The 16,394-nt window shown below is 46.6% G+C and carries 15 protein-coding genes; all 15 read left to right on the top strand.

Annotated elements, in window-relative coordinates; all coding sequences use genetic code 11:
- The first annotated feature begins 10 nt into the window (after positions 1–10).
- The 15 genes from AC6I2O_RS03055 to AC6I2O_RS02985 all read left to right on the top strand — a co-directional run bounded on the left by AC6I2O_RS03055 (position 11) and on the right by AC6I2O_RS02985 (position 16,294).
- Positions 11–322, top strand: coding sequence for an AzlD domain-containing protein (locus tag AC6I2O_RS03055; protein WP_120393273.1), 312 nt, complete (start codon positions 11–13; stop codon positions 320–322).
- 148 nt (positions 323–470) lie between these two features.
- A complete protein-coding gene (locus AC6I2O_RS03050; protein WP_497741767.1) occupies positions 471–1,901 on the top strand; it encodes an alanine/glycine:cation symporter family protein in 1,431 nt (476 codons plus the stop codon).
- 235 nt (positions 1,902–2,136) lie between these two features.
- Positions 2,137–2,826 carry a polyphosphate polymerase domain-containing protein gene (locus AC6I2O_RS03045; protein ID WP_120393275.1) on the top strand — a complete coding sequence of 230 codons (690 nt, stop codon included), beginning with the start codon at positions 2,137–2,139 and terminating at the stop codon, positions 2,824–2,826.
- 61 nt (positions 2,827–2,887) lie between these two features.
- Positions 2,888–3,559: a DUF4956 domain-containing protein gene (locus tag AC6I2O_RS03040; RefSeq protein WP_120393276.1), complete on the top strand. Its 672-nt coding sequence runs from the start codon at positions 2,888–2,890 to the stop codon at positions 3,557–3,559.
- 84 nt (positions 3,560–3,643) lie between these two features.
- Positions 3,644–5,617, top strand: a complete 1,974-nt coding sequence (locus tag AC6I2O_RS03035; protein ID WP_497741766.1) for a CotH kinase family protein — start codon at positions 3,644–3,646, stop codon at positions 5,615–5,617.
- Between the two features lie 49 nt (positions 5,618–5,666).
- The gene (locus AC6I2O_RS03030) at positions 5,667–6,188 is read left to right on the top strand and encodes a GNAT family N-acetyltransferase (protein ID WP_120393278.1); all 522 of its coding nucleotides are present in this window, start codon (positions 5,667–5,669) and stop codon (positions 6,186–6,188) included.
- 63 nt (positions 6,189–6,251) lie between these two features.
- The gene (locus AC6I2O_RS03025) at positions 6,252–6,740 is read left to right on the top strand and encodes a prolyl-tRNA synthetase associated domain-containing protein (protein WP_120393279.1); all 489 of its coding nucleotides are present in this window, start codon (positions 6,252–6,254) and stop codon (positions 6,738–6,740) included.
- Between the two features lie 256 nt (positions 6,741–6,996).
- A complete protein-coding gene (locus AC6I2O_RS03020) occupies positions 6,997–7,419 on the top strand; it encodes a MarR family winged helix-turn-helix transcriptional regulator (protein ID WP_120393280.1) in 423 nt (140 codons plus the stop codon).
- A gap of 18 nt (positions 7,420–7,437) precedes the next feature.
- A complete protein-coding gene (locus tag AC6I2O_RS03015; RefSeq protein ID WP_497741764.1) occupies positions 7,438–8,784 on the top strand; it encodes an MATE family efflux transporter in 1,347 nt (448 codons plus the stop codon).
- Positions 8,785–8,934: 150 nt separating this feature from the next.
- On the top strand, positions 8,935–9,798 hold the full coding sequence (locus AC6I2O_RS03010; RefSeq protein WP_120393282.1) for a DUF362 domain-containing protein: 864 nt from the start codon (positions 8,935–8,937) through the stop codon (positions 9,796–9,798).
- Positions 9,799–9,965: 167 nt separating this feature from the next.
- Positions 9,966–10,913: a sugar ABC transporter substrate-binding protein gene (locus AC6I2O_RS03005; protein WP_497741762.1), complete on the top strand. Its 948-nt coding sequence runs from the start codon at positions 9,966–9,968 to the stop codon at positions 10,911–10,913.
- A gap of 2 nt (positions 10,914–10,915) precedes the next feature.
- Positions 10,916–12,433, top strand: coding sequence for a sensor histidine kinase (locus AC6I2O_RS03000; protein ID WP_497741760.1), 1,518 nt, complete (start codon positions 10,916–10,918; stop codon positions 12,431–12,433).
- The gene (locus AC6I2O_RS02995) at positions 12,408–13,115 is read left to right on the top strand and encodes a response regulator transcription factor (protein WP_497741759.1); all 708 of its coding nucleotides are present in this window, start codon (positions 12,408–12,410) and stop codon (positions 13,113–13,115) included. The genes AC6I2O_RS03000 and AC6I2O_RS02995 overlap by 26 nt, the downstream gene beginning before the upstream one ends.
- A gap of 210 nt (positions 13,116–13,325) precedes the next feature.
- Positions 13,326–16,106, top strand: coding sequence for a glycoside hydrolase family 3 protein (locus AC6I2O_RS02990; protein WP_120393286.1), 2,781 nt, complete (start codon positions 13,326–13,328; stop codon positions 16,104–16,106).
- An 11-nt stretch (positions 16,107–16,117) separates the two neighbouring features.
- Positions 16,118–16,294: a hypothetical protein gene (locus tag AC6I2O_RS02985; protein ID WP_497741758.1), complete on the top strand. Its 177-nt coding sequence runs from the start codon at positions 16,118–16,120 to the stop codon at positions 16,292–16,294.
- Positions 16,295–16,394 lie beyond the last annotated feature (100 nt).

The following is a 16,394-nucleotide window of genomic DNA, read 5'->3' as shown; positions in this document are numbered from 1 at the left end:
TTGAGCTGAAATGGAGCGTAATGTTTATCTGTATATTCTGGTAATGGCGGGTGTGACGTATCTGATACGAATGCTTCCGCTGACTTTAATACGAAAGGAAATTAAGAATCCGTGGGTGAGATCCTTTCTGTATTATGTTCCGTATGTGACGCTGTCTGTCATGATTTTTCCGGCTATTTTGACAGCAACTGCAAGTATATGGTCCGGTGCGGCGGCACTTGTGGTTGGGAGTATTTTGGCGTACTGCAAAAAGAGTCTGTTTCAGGTGTCGATTGTGTCGTGTGCCGTTGTTTTTTGCATGGAATGGATTCTTCCTGTCTGAATCTAAAATATGAATGAATAGAATTTTTATTATTAATTATACAAATTTTTGATTTCCTGTTATACTGTATACAGGACAACTGCCTATAAGTTGCCAGATGATCACAGCGTTTTGCAGTTGCCTAATATTTTTGACATAAGAGGTGTTTATGGGGTTTTTTCAAGTATTTTATAACCTGATTCGTGCGCTTTATGATTTTATGTGGGGGGATTTGATTACCGTTCCGCTTCCGGGAGGCGGAAGTGCCGGGCTGTCTTTGCTGGTTTTGATTCTTGTTCCGGTTGGAATTTTTTTCACAATTCGGACAGGCTTTGTGCTGATTCGGATGTTTCCAGATATACTGCGGATCTCGGCAGAAAGACGCAGGCAGACGGAAAAAGGAAGTATCTCCGGAATTCAGGCGCTGATTGTATCTACGGCTACCAGAGTAGGTATGGGAAACCTGGTGGGTGTGGTGGCAGCTATTTCGGCAGGTGGCGCAGGTGCAGTGTTCTGGATGTGGCTGATGGCGCTGCTTGGTTCTTCCACAGCATTTGCTGAGGCAACCCTGGCACAGATATACAAAGAGAAAGATCCTCTGTATGGCGGGTATCGCGGTGGTCCGGCGTACTATATTCATGCATTTATGATGCGCAGAAGAGAAAAGCGGGGCAAAAATGCAAGAAGGCGCAGTATCATTGCAGCAATGTTTGCAATTTCAGGGCTGATCTGTTGGTGTGGCATCAGCCAGGTAATCAGCAATTCTGTGACTTCAGCAATGGATAATGCGTTTGAGATTCCGCCGCTTTATACGACGATTGCATTGGTTTTAGCGTCAGCGATTATTGTTCTGAGAAAAAATGCAACAGTAAAAGTGCTTGATGTGGTGGTGCCAATTATGGCAGGCTGTTATTTACTGATGACGGTCATTGTGATCGTGAAAAACGGAGGCGCTCTGCCATCTGTATTTGAACGGATTTTTTCAGAAGCATTTGGTTTGCGGCAGGTGGCAGCAGGCGGTTTTGGCGCGGTGCTGATGAATGGCGTAAAGCGTGGTCTGTTTTCGAATGAAGCAGGTTCCGGTTCTGCGCCGTGTGCGGCGGCAGCAGCGGATGTCAGCCATCCGGCTAAGGCAGGCCTTTTACAGGCATTTGGTGTGTTTATTGATACGATTGTGATTTGCAGCTGTTCTGCGATGATCATGCTGCTGGCTCCGGCAGAGCGGATTGCTGATTTGGCTGGCATGGATCTGCTTCAGGAAGCAATGCGTTTCCACTTCGGAAGTTTTGGTGTAATTTTTATTGCTGTGATTTTGTTGCTGTTCAGTTTTTCTACGTTTATCGGTATTTTGTTTTACGCAAGATCCAATGTTTCATATCTCTTTGGGGATAACTGGCTTTCACAGACATTTTATAAATTGTTGGCACTTGTGATGCTGTTTATCGGCGGCCTGGCTGCTTACACTTTTGTGTGGGATCTCGGTGATGTTGGCATTGGGTTGATGACAGTATTTAACATGGTAGCGCTGCTGCCTCTGTCAGGAGAGGCATTCCAGGCATTGAAGGATTATGAACAGATGCACAGGGGAAACAGGCAGTAGAAACAGACATTGTGAGGAGTGATAAGGGTTACTCCGGACAGAAACAGATTAAAAATAAAAGTGAAGAAAGCCGCTGTATGAATTGAAACGTACAGCGGCTTTTTTGGGTCTGAATGGGGGATTTTCCATGGTAGAGTTCGCCTGTTTTCACAGAATGTTCAAACTGTTTTCAGCTACATTTCAGGTTGCCATTTTATACTTATTAAAACGATAAAACAGGAAAGGAGTAGAGCGTATGGATGTTTCAGGACAGTACCGGCATGAGTTGAAATATGAGATTGACTATGCGGCGTATCTTCCGCTTCGGCAGCGGCTTCGCAGTGTCATGAATCCAGACAGGCATGTCGGAGCCGATGGAAAGTACCGTATTCGCAGCATTTATTTTGATAATTTAAACGATAAAGCGCTGCGTGAAAAAATAGATGGAGCCGCAAAACGTGAAAAGTTTCGGATTCGCTATTATAATGATGACTTTTCGTATATCATGCTGGAAAAGAAAATGAAGGATGGAAATCTTTGCATGAAGATTGATGCGCCGCTTACAAAAAAGGAGTATGATGCTCTGCTGGCGGGAGAGATTTTGTGGATGGCGTGTCATCCATCCCCATTGATCCGGGAGATGTATGCGAAAATGAAATACCAGCTTTTGCGGCCGCGCGTGATGGTTTCGTATCTTCGGGAACCTTATATTTACCGTGCAGGAAATGTGCGTATTACGTTTGATTCGGACATCCGGACGAGTCTTTATCATCAGAATTTTCTGGAAGAACGGCATGATATCCGGGCAACGGATGCACCTCAGACAATAATCCTGGAAGTAAAATATGACAGTTTTCTTCCAGAGGTTATTGCACATCTGATTCAGAGCGAGGGAGTGCGGCAGCAGGCTTTTTCAAAATATGCTGCTTGTAGGCGATTTGGATAATGAAAAATAGATCGTTTGCAGGCAAATTCGATTTATTACTTAGGCAGGAGGAGTTAAAGTTATGACATTTAATGATATTTTTAAATCAAGTTTTCTGGAAAATGTTTCGCAGTTTTCTGTGATAGACATGGCAATCGGCATGCTGTTTGCAGTGGCGGTCGGGCTGTTTATTTTTCTTGTTTACAAAAAAACGTTTGCAGGAGTTATGTATTCAACCGGTTTCGCCATGACGTTGGTTGGATTATCGCTTGTAACTACGCTGGTTATCATGGCGGTAACTTCTAATGTCGTGCTCTCCCTTGGTATGGTGGGTGCGCTGTCCATCGTGCGTTTTCGTGCAGCGATTAAGGAGCCGATGGAAATCGTGTATCTGTTCTGGGCAATTGCAGCAGGTATTGTGATCGGAGCAGGTATGATCCCGCTGGCTGTGATTGGTTCTGTACTTATTGGTATCGTTCTGCTGCTGTTTGCAAACCGGAAAATCCATGATAATCCTTACCTTCTGGTGCTGAATTGTCAGACGGAAGCGGCGGAAGAGGCGGCATTACAAGTACTGAAGAGCGCAGCCGAGCGATATGTGGTAAAGGCGAAAACGGTAAATGCAGGAGGCATAGAACTGACAGCAGAGATTCGTATGAAAGATGCAGGTACTTCCTTTGTGAACCGTATCAATGAGATTACAGGCGTGGAACATACGACTCTGGTCAGCTATAATGGGGAGTATATGTCTTAAGAAAGGAAGGGGATTTCCAGTTCGTCTGATTCTGATTTCAGACTGTAATTGGTTCTAATTTTCGAATAACAGAAGGAGGCAGTTATGATTACAAATAAGTATATATCAAGGATTGTAGTCATATTGATGACAGTTGCGACGGTCATTTGTCTGTGTGCGATGGCTTTTTCTGATCAGCTGGCGAGTGCGACCGGTGGTGTAGGTGTTGTGATGCAGTATGAGTCAAAGCTGTTTGATACGGATAAGATTCTGGAGGTCAATATAGAAATAGATGAGGATGACTGGCAGGAGCTTCTGGACAATGCGATTTCTGAGATGTATTACAGATGTGACGTTGTAATTAACGGGACAAAAGTGAGCAATGTAGGTATCCGCCCCAAAGGAAATACGAGCCTCACAGCTATTGCTACTGATCCGAATACAGACCGGTACAGTCTGAAGATCGAATTTGATCAGTATGTAGAGGGGCAGACGTGTTTTGGCCTGGATAAGCTGATCCTGAATAATAATTATGCAGATGCGACGAACATGAAAGAGGCTATCGTCTACGACATGTATCGTTTTCTGGATGTGGATGCTTCTTTGTATAATTATGCGAAAGTATCTGTAAACGGGGAATACTGGGGCGTGTATCTGGCGCTTGAAGCGGTTGAGGACAGTTTTCTGATGCGGAACTATGGTACAGGAAATGGCGCGCTGTACAAACCAGAAAGTATGGGTATGGGCGGTGACAGGAAGGAAGAGGATGGAGGACCTGGCAGAGGCGCGATGCTTCCTGGAGGGCAGATGCCTGCCATGTCAGGAATGCCAGACGTGCCGTCAGGAGAAATGGCGGAAGGAATGCCAAACAAGGTGGCAGGCGAAACACCGGAAGAAACGGAAAACGAAGGGTCGAATACAGGAACAGCAGAGCATCAGATGCCGGATACGGACGGCAATATGCCAGATTTCTTTTCAAATAATATGCCGGATATGGGCGGTGCTTTTTCCTCGCGTAGCGGTGGGGCTGACCTGAATTACAGCAATGATGACCTGGATAGCTATACAACGATCTGGGAGGGGGCTGTTACGAAAACCGGAGACAAAGAACATAAGAAAGTGGTAAAAGCTTTAAAACATGTCAGTGAAGGGACAGAACTAAAGAGTTATCTGGATATTGACAATATTCTGAAATATATGGCGGTTCATACATTTGTCGTCAATCAGGACAGCTTGACGGGAAATATGGCACATAATTATTACCTTTATGAATCCAATGGCTGCCTGAATATTCTTCCGTGGGATTATAATCTGGCCTTCGGAGGCATGGGGATGGGAGGAAACAATGGTTCTGATGTAGTGAATCATCCGATTGATACTCCGTTTTCAGGGACAAAGTTTTTTGATTCGTTGTTAGAGAATGAGACATACCTTGCCCAATATCATTCCTATTTGCAACAGCTTGTGGAGGAATATGTATCCGGTGGGATATTTGATGAAATGTATCAGCGGATTGGGGAACAGATCGGTTCCCTTGTCGAGACAGATCCGACTGCATTTTATTCATATGAAGAGTATCAGACCGGGGCAGCTATGCTTTACGATACAGTTGTTTTGCGTGCGGAAAGTATTCAGGGACAGTTGGAGGGCACCGTTCCGGCAACAACGGAGGGACAAAGAGAAAATTCGTCTGCTTTGGTGGATGCGTCTTCGATTAATGTCGAGGTAATGGGAACCATGAATATGGGAGGAATGGGTGGAAAGCCTTTCGAATTTACAGGATTTGGAGAGGGCAGTGAAACTCAGGATAATCAGGTTTCGGAATCTGAATCAGAATCAGTATCAGAATCAGAGTCTGGAAAAGAATCCGAAACAGAATCTTCATCTGGAAAGTTTCGGAGAGAATTTCCAGAAGGGTTTGATCCGTCCGGGTTTGGGCCTGGTGCTTCCGATCTTGGTTCTACCTCTAATACGGCACAAACAGCAAATCTGATTATGTATGCCGTATGCCTTTTAACAATATTGGGCGGAATTTTGTTCGCTGCATTTTATCGCAGAAGAAGCAAATATGTAAAATAAAGATCTTCTCTGAAAAATGACGTATAGGCAATAGAAAGCGGGTAAAAGCATGAAAAACAGGCAAAGCAGCACATATTTGGAGCTTATTAATGTACGGCCGATTACAGATGCAGACGATTCTTTGATTGCAGAGATTATCAGAACAAATTTAAAGAAATTTCATCTGGATATTCCGGGAACGGTCTACTTTGATCCGGAGTTGGATCACCTCAGCAGGTATTACAGGAGTCTTCCGGGTAAAAGAGGCTATTTTATTGCGACAGACGAGAATGGACAAGTAATCGGCGGCGTAGGCGTGGCAGAATTTGATGGATTTGAGAACTGTGCAGAACTGCAAAAGCTTTATCTGACAGATCCGGCAAAGGGAAAAGGAATAGGGAGATACCTAATGCAGATTGCAGAAGATTTTGCCGGAAAGGCGGGATATAAAAGATTATATCTCGAGACCCATACAAATCTTGAAACGGCGATTCGGTTGTATAAAAGAAATGGATTTCAGCAGATTGATAAGCCGGAGGCAGTTGTCCACAGTACGATGAATCAGTTTTATATAAAAGAACTTTGCCTGTAAGCGTAGTGTGGGATTGTGAGAATCGTGAGGCTTGGAAACCTGAAATCAGAGAGGATAGGAAGTATGAACCGGCAGGAAATTTATGAATATCTGAAAAAGAAAGGTATTCAGCATAAAATTACAGAACATGAAGCGGTTTATAATATGGAGGAACTTTCTGAAATCAACATTCCTTATCCGGAAGCAGTGGCAAAAAATTTATTTGTCCGCGATGATAAAAAGAAAAACTTTTATCTCATAATAGTAAAAGGCGATAAAAAGGTAAACTTAAAAGAATTCAGGCAAAAGCTTAATACCCGGCCATTGAGTTTTGCGTCGGAACAGGATTTACTGGATATTATGGATTTGAGGCCGGGTTCTGTATCACCGTTTGGTATCTTAAATGATAGTGAGAGAACGGTAAGTGCATGCGTCGATCAGGACTTTATGGGGTTACCGGGCATTATTGGGGTACATCCGAATGAAAATACGGCAACCGTCTGGTTAAAGACAGATGATCTCATTGCACTTTTGGAAGAACACGGGAATACGGTTTCTATTGTATCAATTTGAGCAAGATACAAATTCCAAAACACCAGTACCATTTACAACAACTATAACCGGATATTTGCCTTTTTCTACTTCTTCCTTGTATTGCTTTGAAACCACAGGGGCATGGTAAATTATATTATAGAACAAAGCGCGGGCTGCTCCGACAAAGTAAGCGGTTACTGTACTTTAAATAGAAAAAGGAAGGATTGATTTTTGATTGACTTTTCCAGATTGTTGTTATAAAATGTAGCAAGCTACATAAGGAAAGGGCGTAACCATGATTCAGACAGGAATATATCTGAAAAAAATACAGGTAGCTTTGGAGCGCGGCCGAAACAGGCTTTTGAAACAATATGACCTGACGGCTCCTCAGATGGATACGCTGGTGTATCTGCTTTTGCATGAGGATTCGGAGAATACGCTGTCTGCAATCGCAGCATATTTTGGGGTCAAGCATACCAGTACCATCCATGTACTAAAGCTTCTGGAAAAGAAAGCGTTTATTTTCCGGGAGGAAACAGGGAGAAGCAAGCGGATTTTTCTGACGGAGAAAGGGTACCGCGTTCTTGAGGAGGATAAAAAGGCGCTGGAATACGTATACGGTGTTATGCTGGACGGGATGACGCCAACGGAGCGGCTTCAGCTTGATCAGTATTTGCAGCGGATATACGAGAATCTGAAACGTGGCTTTTCTTTGTGAGAACAGGAGGAGTGAAATATGAAAGACAAAACAACAAATATTTTTGCAAATGCGCCTATACCCAAGGCAGTCATCAGCAATGTGGTTCCGTCGATCATCAGCATGCTTATGGTGTTAGTGTACAATCTGGCTGACACTTTTTTTATTGGTCAGACAAAAAATGCCTATATGGTAGCAGCTGTTTCGGTGGCAACGCCGGTGTTCCTGCTTTTTATGGCAGTTGGCATGCTCTTTGGCATTGGAGGAACGTCCCTGATTTCGAGGATGCTCGGTGAGGGAAAAGAGAAGAAGGCAAGAAGTACCTCTTCCTTTTGCTTCTGGAGCGGTCTGGTGATCGGAATCATCGCGATGATTGTTATCTGGATCTTTGTGAAGCCGATCTGTGCGGCAGTCGGGGCTAGCAGCGATACGATGGATTATGCGGTGCAGTATTTAAACATTGTTGCACTTGGTATTCCGTTTCTGATTGTCAGCAACTCGTTCAGCAACATCATCCGCGCCGAGGGAAGCGCACAAACTGCGATGATGGGTATGATTCTCGGCAACCTGATGAATATCGTACTGGATCCGCTGATGATTCTGACCTTTGGCTGGAATGTGGCCGGAGCAGCGATCGCTACAGTGATCGGAAACGTTTTTTCGGCTGCTTTTTATGTACGGCATCTCGTGTCAAAGAAGGCACTGCTTTCGATTCGCCCGCAGGATTATAAGGTCCGGGACGGGATTGCCGCAGGCGTGATGGCAATCGGTATTCCGGCTTCTTTAAACAGTATTTTAATGAGTACCTCGAACATCATTATCAACAATCTGATGGTGCGTTACGGAGATATGGCTGTAGCTGGACTCGGCGTGGCCATGAAGGTAAATATGATTGTCGTAATGCTTCTGATCGGACTTGGAAGTGGAATACAGCCGCTGCTCGGTTACTGCTACGGGGCCGGAAACAAAAAGCGGTATACCGATGTGATGAAGTTTTCTCTGGGCCTTGCGTTTAGCCTGAGCCTGATTATGACAGCAATCTGCTATTTCGGGGCGGGCGGCCTCGTAAAGGCATTTTTGGATAACGCCGATGCCTATGAGTTCGGCATCCAGTTTGCCCGCATTTATATTTATTCCGGCCCCATTCTGGGCCTGATGTTTGTGTTTGTCAATGCAATTCAGTCGACAGGGGCTGCACTTCCAGCGCTTATCCTGTCTGTGAGCAGACAGGGGATTATTTATATTCCAATCTTGCTGGCCTTCCGACAGATTTTCGACACGCCGCGTATGCTGGCTGCGAGCCAGCCGGTGACTGATTATCTGGCAACCGCGCTGTCTGCGGTGTTGTTTGTATTTACATACCGGAAATATCTGAAACATATGTAGGACATTTTGGATGGGCAGGGAAGTATGTTTCACGCACATTAGCAGCAAAAGCGAGGGATGTTTTCATAAAATTTTAGTTGACCTATAGTGTACTCTAAGGTATAAAATAAAAACAAGCGTGAAACAGAAAACTTAAAAGGAGGTTACGATATGAAAGCAAAGGTATATTTTTCGAGAGAGATTACACCGGAAAAGGTTCTTGAGTTGTATAAAATGCTTGGAAAAGAGCTGCCAGGCAAGGTAGCGGTGAAGGTACATTCCGGCGAAGAGGGCAATCAGAATTTCCTGCATGGTGAATTCTGGAAGCCGATGGTGGATTACGTAAAGGGTACGGTTACAGAGTGCAATACCGCATATGAAGGTTCAAGAGATACGACAGAAAAGCATCTGGCGACCATGGAGAAGCATGGATTTTCGAAAATTTTCCCGGTTGATATTATGGATGCAGATGGCCCGGACCTGGAGCTTGCGATTCCAGATGGACTGAAGATCAAAAAGAATTTTGTGGGAAAACATGTGGAAAATTATGATTCTATGTTGGTGCTTTCTCATTTCAAGGGACATCCGATGGGCGGATATGGCGGAGCGCTGAAGCAGCTTTCAATTGGCGTGGCTTCCGGATACGGCAAGAAATATATCCACGGCGTTGGAGATATTGATGCATTCTGGACATCCGATCATGATTCTTTCCTGGAGTCTATGGCAGACGCGGCGGCGTCCGTAGTAAACTATTTTAAGGACAATCTGGCTTATATCAATGTAATGGCAAATATGTCAGTAGACTGCGACTGCTGTGCAGTGGCAGAGGACCCGTGTATGAAGGATATCGGTATTCTGGCTTCTCTTGATCCGGTTGCGATTGATCAGGCTTGCCTTGATCTCGTATATGCTTCTAAAGATCCGGGCAGAGATCATCTGGTAGAGCGTATTGAGTCAAAGAACGGTATTCATACGATTGATGCGGCATTAAAACACGGCATCGGAACAAGAGAGTATGAGCTGGTTGAAGTATAAGAAATTGAAATATAAAAAAGCCTGATATATAATGAAGGGAGTGCTTCACACAGATGAGTGTTCATCGGTGGAACTGCGCTCTCTTTTTTACTACATTTGTGAGAATAAGCGTGGGATATATTTGGAGAAGAGGTTGGAAGGATTGAGGTTCCAAAAAGGAGGCGTGTATGGGCAGAGGGAAAAGAGCGGCAGCAGCAGTGGCAGCCGGGGTGTTATACGGGCTTGCGCAGATGAGTGGGCAGGCGCATGAGACAGAGGAGAAGCCGCTTCGCGCCGCTATATTTTATCATGAGCAGACGTGGCTGCAGGATTTTAATATTGTGCATGAGATTGCAGAGGCAATTGAAAAAAATCTGGATGGGCATCCTGAGGTGGCATTCAGCAGGTATGGCATGGAAAGCGTTTCCGTGGAACATGTGGTGAAGCTGGCCATACGCATGAAGACCGACGTGCTGTTGTTTTTAGGGACAAGATCAGAGACAAGCCTGGAATATTATCAGGCGCTTTCGGATGAGGGAATCCGGCTGATTTTGGTAGACGGAGATGTGGAAGAGAGCGGACGTTACGCTTATATCGGGACAGATAATTACGGCGTCGGGGAAAAGGCTGCTGATTTTCTGGCTGAGACACTGGAACCGCAAGCAGAGGTGGCGGTTCTGGCGCCGGTTTTGCAGACCGGGTTGCGCAGCGTGGGAGCGAGGCTGGATGGTTTTTTTGCAGGTGCAGAGGAAAATGGGGTGAATATCGTGGCTCAGATGAACACTTCGTATGATTCGCTGACAGCGATTTCTACGGTTGAGACGCTTCTTGATGAGCATCCGGCGCTGAAGGCCCTGTTCTGCGCGGACGCAGTGTCCGGACAGGCTGCTGCTGATGTGCTTGAAGCAAGAGGGCGAAGCGGGGATACTGTGGTGATTACGTTTGACCGCAATGAAAAGATCGAAAATGCGCTGCGTCTGGGCGCGCTTGATCTTACATATACGCAGGATACGGAAACAATCGGGGAAGCGTGTGCGCAGGCATTGGTTGAACTGGCGGCAGACAGGACACAAATGGGGGAGGATCGGTTATTTCCTTGTATTGAGCTGACAGCGCAGGATTTGGAGGGCAGATGATCATGAAAGGGAAGATGAGAATTCATTCGATCAGGCAAAGGCTGCTCTTTTTTGGGGGAATGCTTTGCATGCTGCTTCTGTTGTTTTTTTCGTTCTTCTGGAAAAACAGCCAGTATCTGTTTCGGCAGCAAAGCCGACTTTTAGAAGTACAGAGAACGTTTGCTTCTCTGGTGAATGGGCTTGAAGAGAGTGACAGCAGGCTGTATTCTTATGCGCTTGACAGGGACGATGACATAAAAATACGGTGCACTGCATTGTTGCAAGAGATGCAGGAGGCTGCGCAGGCGCTGGCAGGACTGCTGGATGCACCGATCTTTACGGATCTGGAATATCTGATCGCCGATTATGCGGATTGTGCAGGGAAGGTGTTGGAAGAAACGAATGGGGGAACAGGGGGATATTTGGCACTGTACCAGGACACAAAAGAACGGATGGAACTGATTCACAAGATGATGAACCAGCACCAGAAGGTGGTAAATCAGGACCGCGTAGAGTGGCAGGCGCGGCTTGAGGCGACGCAGAAAAATGTGGAACGTACACTGCTTGGGGGAACAGCAGTACTGATTGTTTTTTGCATGGCTTTTCTGGTGCGTTTTTCAAAAGGCGTTACGAGAAGACTGACACTTTTGACTGGATGTGCGGAAAAGATCTGCGAAGGAGAGTGGGTTGTGGATATGCCGCCGGAAGCAGAGGCGGGGCACGATGAGGTATGGGTTTTGTCCAGGGCTTTTTATCGGATGCTGGATGAGATTTTGGATCAAATCGAAGAACTGAAATTGAAGGAAGCAATGGAACGGCAGCTCAAAGAGGCTGAGGTGCGGGAAACACAGATGACAGCCAAGCTGGAACGGGCCAAATTGCTGACGCTGCAGTCAAGAGTGAATCCTCATTTTCTCTTTAATGCATTGAATGTGATCGGCGGACAGGCGGCTGCTGAGTCTGCGCCGAAGACCATGGATATGATTTTTGAGACAGCGGATTATCTGCGGTATTCTCTGAGCCGTCTGGGAAAGACGGTAACGCTTCAGGAGGAAATGCAGAATGTGGAGAATTATCTGTCTATCCAGAAGCGAAGGTTTGCAGATCGGCTGCAATATGAGATCCGGGAAGAGGCAGAATGCGGCCAAATTTGGATTCCGTCAATGATTTTGCAGCCATTATGCGAAAATGCTCTGATTCATGGGATTATGCCTGTTGCGCAGGGGGGCCGTATCCTGATTGACGCCGTATGGGACAAAAAACGGGTGAGAATTACAGTGGCGGATAATGGGACTGGCTTTACCCCGGAGCGCCTTGCGCAGGTACAAAAAGATATGGCAGACGAGAATTATGATGATACAAACGGGATTGGACTGAGTAATATACTGAGGCGTCTGAACGTTTTTTTTGAGGAGCCTGTGGATTATACAATTGAGAGTGAGCCGGGGAAAGAGACCAAGGTAAGCCTGTGGATTCCGGCCCGAACGCGGGATGCGATGGAGGAGAAGGATGCGAATGGTGCGGGTAGTACTTGCGGATGATGAGCCGTTGGCGCTGACACTGCTGGAACATATTATTGACTGGAAGCGATTCGGGCTGAGTCTGGCAGGGTGCGCCAAAAACGGGGATGAGCTGTATGAGATGATTCTGACGCTGCGGCCGGAGATTGTGATAACCGATATCTGTATGCCGGGGCGTTCCGGACTGGAAATTATTGCAAAAACGCTGGAAGCCGGTCTGCCTACGCGGTTTCTGATTGTCAGTTCTTATGCGAGTTTTTCTTATGCAAGAGAGGCGATGCAGCTGGGCGCGGAGGATTTTTTGCCCAAACCGGTCAACCGGGCGGAGCTTATGAAAGCGCTGACTGTGGTGAAGGAGAAGCTGAAAAGTCCGGAGCCGCAGACAGAATCGTGCAGCAAAATAATTCGGGCTGTGAAGAACTATATAGAAGCACATTTTGAGGAGCACCTGACACTGGAGAGCGTGGCGGCAACGGTTTATGTGAGCCCAAGTTATCTCTCAACGCTTTTCAAAAAGGAGACGGGTTCGAACTTCAGCGAATATCTGACTGCCATCCGCATGAAAAATGCAAAGCGCCTTCTTGACGATGCGTCCTATACGGTTGCGCAGGTTGCGGAGATGACGGGCTACCGTGACGTAAAACATTTCAGCGGTGTGTTTCAGAAATTCTATAATATTTCTCCGGCTAAGTACCGAAAGTAGTGTTTGGAGGGGGGAATATTTTGATTTAGTGGGGGATCTTTTGAGGATGGAGCGGAAAGATTGACTTCTGTTTCCGAATTTTTTATTCTATGGAAGACGGTTGGTTCAGGCAGGAAAACACAGGAATGGCTTGTTCCGGTGATATGTCTGTACAGTTCTGGTGCGCACGGATGAACCATCGAATGCAGGATAGAAAAGGGAGGATTTTTGATGAAAAAGAAACAGGTTATGGCAATCTCTCTGGCAGTGGCAACCGCGTTTACAGCAGTTCCGGGCGTGAGCTTTGCCGGGAATCTTGATCCCGCGTCGGATGCAAAATCAGTGTCCTTGCAGGTGGCAGCAGAAGGCGCTGTTTTGCTGGAAAATAACGGGATTTTGCCGTTCAACAAGGATGAGACAAAGGTGGCCGTATTTGGCCGGACACAGATTGATATTTACAAAGGAGGCGGCGGTTCCGGCACGGTACATACGGGCGCTTCATACAACTTTATTGACGGGTTTACCGAAGCCGGCATTTCTTATGATCAGGAATTATATGAGGTGTATGCAAAGTTCTGCGAGGAAAATTCAGATGACAATGAAAACAGCACCTTCGGCAGCATGGGAAGCGGGGCGTCCAGAGTAGAGATGCCGCTGGATGATCTGAATATGGAAGAGATTGCAGCGCGCAATGATATGGCGGTTGTAGTTTTCGGACGTAATTCGAGTGAGGGCCATGACCGCACCGCGAAGGAAGGGGACGGCGACTGGTATCTTTCTCCGAGTGAGGAGGCTACGCTTGCTGCGGTCAGCGGGGCGTTTGACAAGGTTTTGGTGATTCTGAATACAGGAAGTATGGTAGATACGAGCTGGATTGAGAAATATGAAGTGGATGCAGTTTTGGAAGCATGGCAGCCGGGCGGCTACGGCACGATTTCTGTCGGCAAAATTCTGACCGGAGAGATCAACCCGTCGGGCCATATGATGGACACATGGGCTTATGATTACGAGGATTATCCGGCACATGCGGTACAGAGTGCGACATACGGAATTGACGTAATTAATCCGATTTATGGAGAAGACATCTACGTAGGTTATCGTTATTTTGAGACATTTGCACCGGAAGAAGTGCGTTATGAATTTGGATATGGTCTCAGCTATACCACATTTGATTATGAAATTGCCGAGACGACGATGGATGAAAACACCATCTCCGTGGACGTGAATGTAAAGAACACCGGAGAGGTGAGCGGAAAAGAAGTTGTGGAAGTATATTACAGTGCGCCGGTGGGCACACTTGGAAATCCGGCTTATGAGATGGGAGCTTTTGCCAAGACTCCGGAACTTGAACCGGGCGAGTCCTGTACGGTGACTTTGAGTTTTGCGACAAAGGATATGGCTTCTTATGATGACTCCGGCGCTGCAGGCCATGAGAACTGCTACGTAATGGAAGCAGGGGACTACGCTGTTTATGCAGGGACAACGGTTAAGAATCTGACTCTGGCCGGTACTTATACGGTGGATGAGACCGTTGTGACCGAAGAGCTGACGGAAGTGCTTGCACCGGACTTTGCGTTTGTTGTTGCCAAGGCAGTGAAGGATGATGAGGGCAACTATGTGATGGCTTCGGAGAAAGCTTCTTTGCGCAAGGCTGCAAATGATATCACAGAGAAATGGGATACGGACCTGGAGGCTTATGAGCTGACTGGTGTGGATAAGGGAATTAAGCTTGGACATGTGGCAGACGGACAGGCAACCGTAGAAGAATTTATTTCTCAGTTTACGCTGGCAGAGCTTGCACAGATCTTTGGAGGAATTTATGGCGTACGTACAGACAATTACCATTTCTTCCCGGAATCTGCAGCAGGTGCGGCAGGCGGAATCGGACAGACCATGAGCAACAGAGGCGTGAACTTTTCTGTTATGGCTGACGGCCCGGCAGGCCTCCGTCTGACCATGGATGAGGATGATGCCGGAAATACGTACTTCCCGATCGGAACGATGCAGGCATGTACCTGGAATGAAACACTGATCGAGCAGACGGGCGCTGAGATCGGAAAGGAAGCAAAATACAACCAGGTAAGCGTATGGCTGGCACCGGCTTTGAATATTCACAGAGATCCGCTGTGCGGACGTAACTTTGAGTATTATTCAGAAGATCCGGTACTGGCAGGAAAAATTGGTGCAGCTATGACAAAAGGCGTACAGTCTGCCGGCGTATCGGTATCAGCAAAGCATTTTGCAGCAAACAACCAGGAATACAGCCGCAGCGGCGGAGACTCCATTGTGACAGAACGTGCGCTCAGAGAAATTTATCTGAAACCGTTCCAGATTCTCACCGAGGAGAGCGATCCGTGGTCAATTATGACTTCTTACAATCGGATCAATGGTTCCTATGCAGCTACGAATTATGAACTGATTACTACGGTTTTGCGTGACGAGTGGGGCTTTACAGGCGCGGTTATGACAGACTGGGCATCCGGGAAGGATGCAGGAAATGCCAGCATGATCCGCGCACAGGGCGATCTTTGTATGCCGAGTCTGGTAGGTCGCGGAGACCCGGTACTTCCGGAGGGCTTCACAACAGAAGGCGCGACAGACAGTTGGTATGGAACCGTCCATGCCGGGCAGGTATATTGTGAGCACTGCGGCACGCAGTACGGCGACTATGAGCTGTTCAAAATCAACAACATGTACGTTCCGGCAACGGAGCCGTGCTTTGACGAGAACGGCGTGGTAGCGTCCTGTGACCGCCCGTATGAACAGGCGGAAATCCCGGTACTTCCGGAAGGCTATACAAATGATGCGGATTATATTTACGACGCAGAAGGAAATAAAGTATGCGAATATTCCATCTGGCTGCTTGACAGCACAGGCCTGATCACAGGCTATGTGGCAGGCGATGTGTCCCTGGGCGAGCTGGAGCGCTGCGCGGAAAATATTATGAATCTGATCATCCGCGTGGGCGGCTATGAACCAGTAGAAGGAGCGCCGGTAGCACCGGAAGCATAAGAAGATAAGATATGAGAAAAACAAAGCGGGGAGAGATGCTGACGCAGCTCTTCCTGTTTTGTATGTTTATAGTTGCCTATGCAGATCTGTGTTATCAGATTTTTAAGAAAAAAACAGCCGCCAAGTACTGCAATCGTGACGCATGCTGTAAAACATTAGCTGATAAAATGACAATTTTGTCACCATAGAATTCACAGTAGAGTCATCTTGCTCACCTATGATATAGTAGTAAGGACGGTACCTGTCAGATGAGAAGATACAGGAAAAGCAGTCCGGTAAATAAAGAGG

Source organism: Blautia sp. St.27G3 (assembly GCF_059728505.1).
The sequence above is the reverse complement of the archived record's forward strand: the minus strand, read 5'-3'. Positions and strand labels throughout refer to the sequence as shown.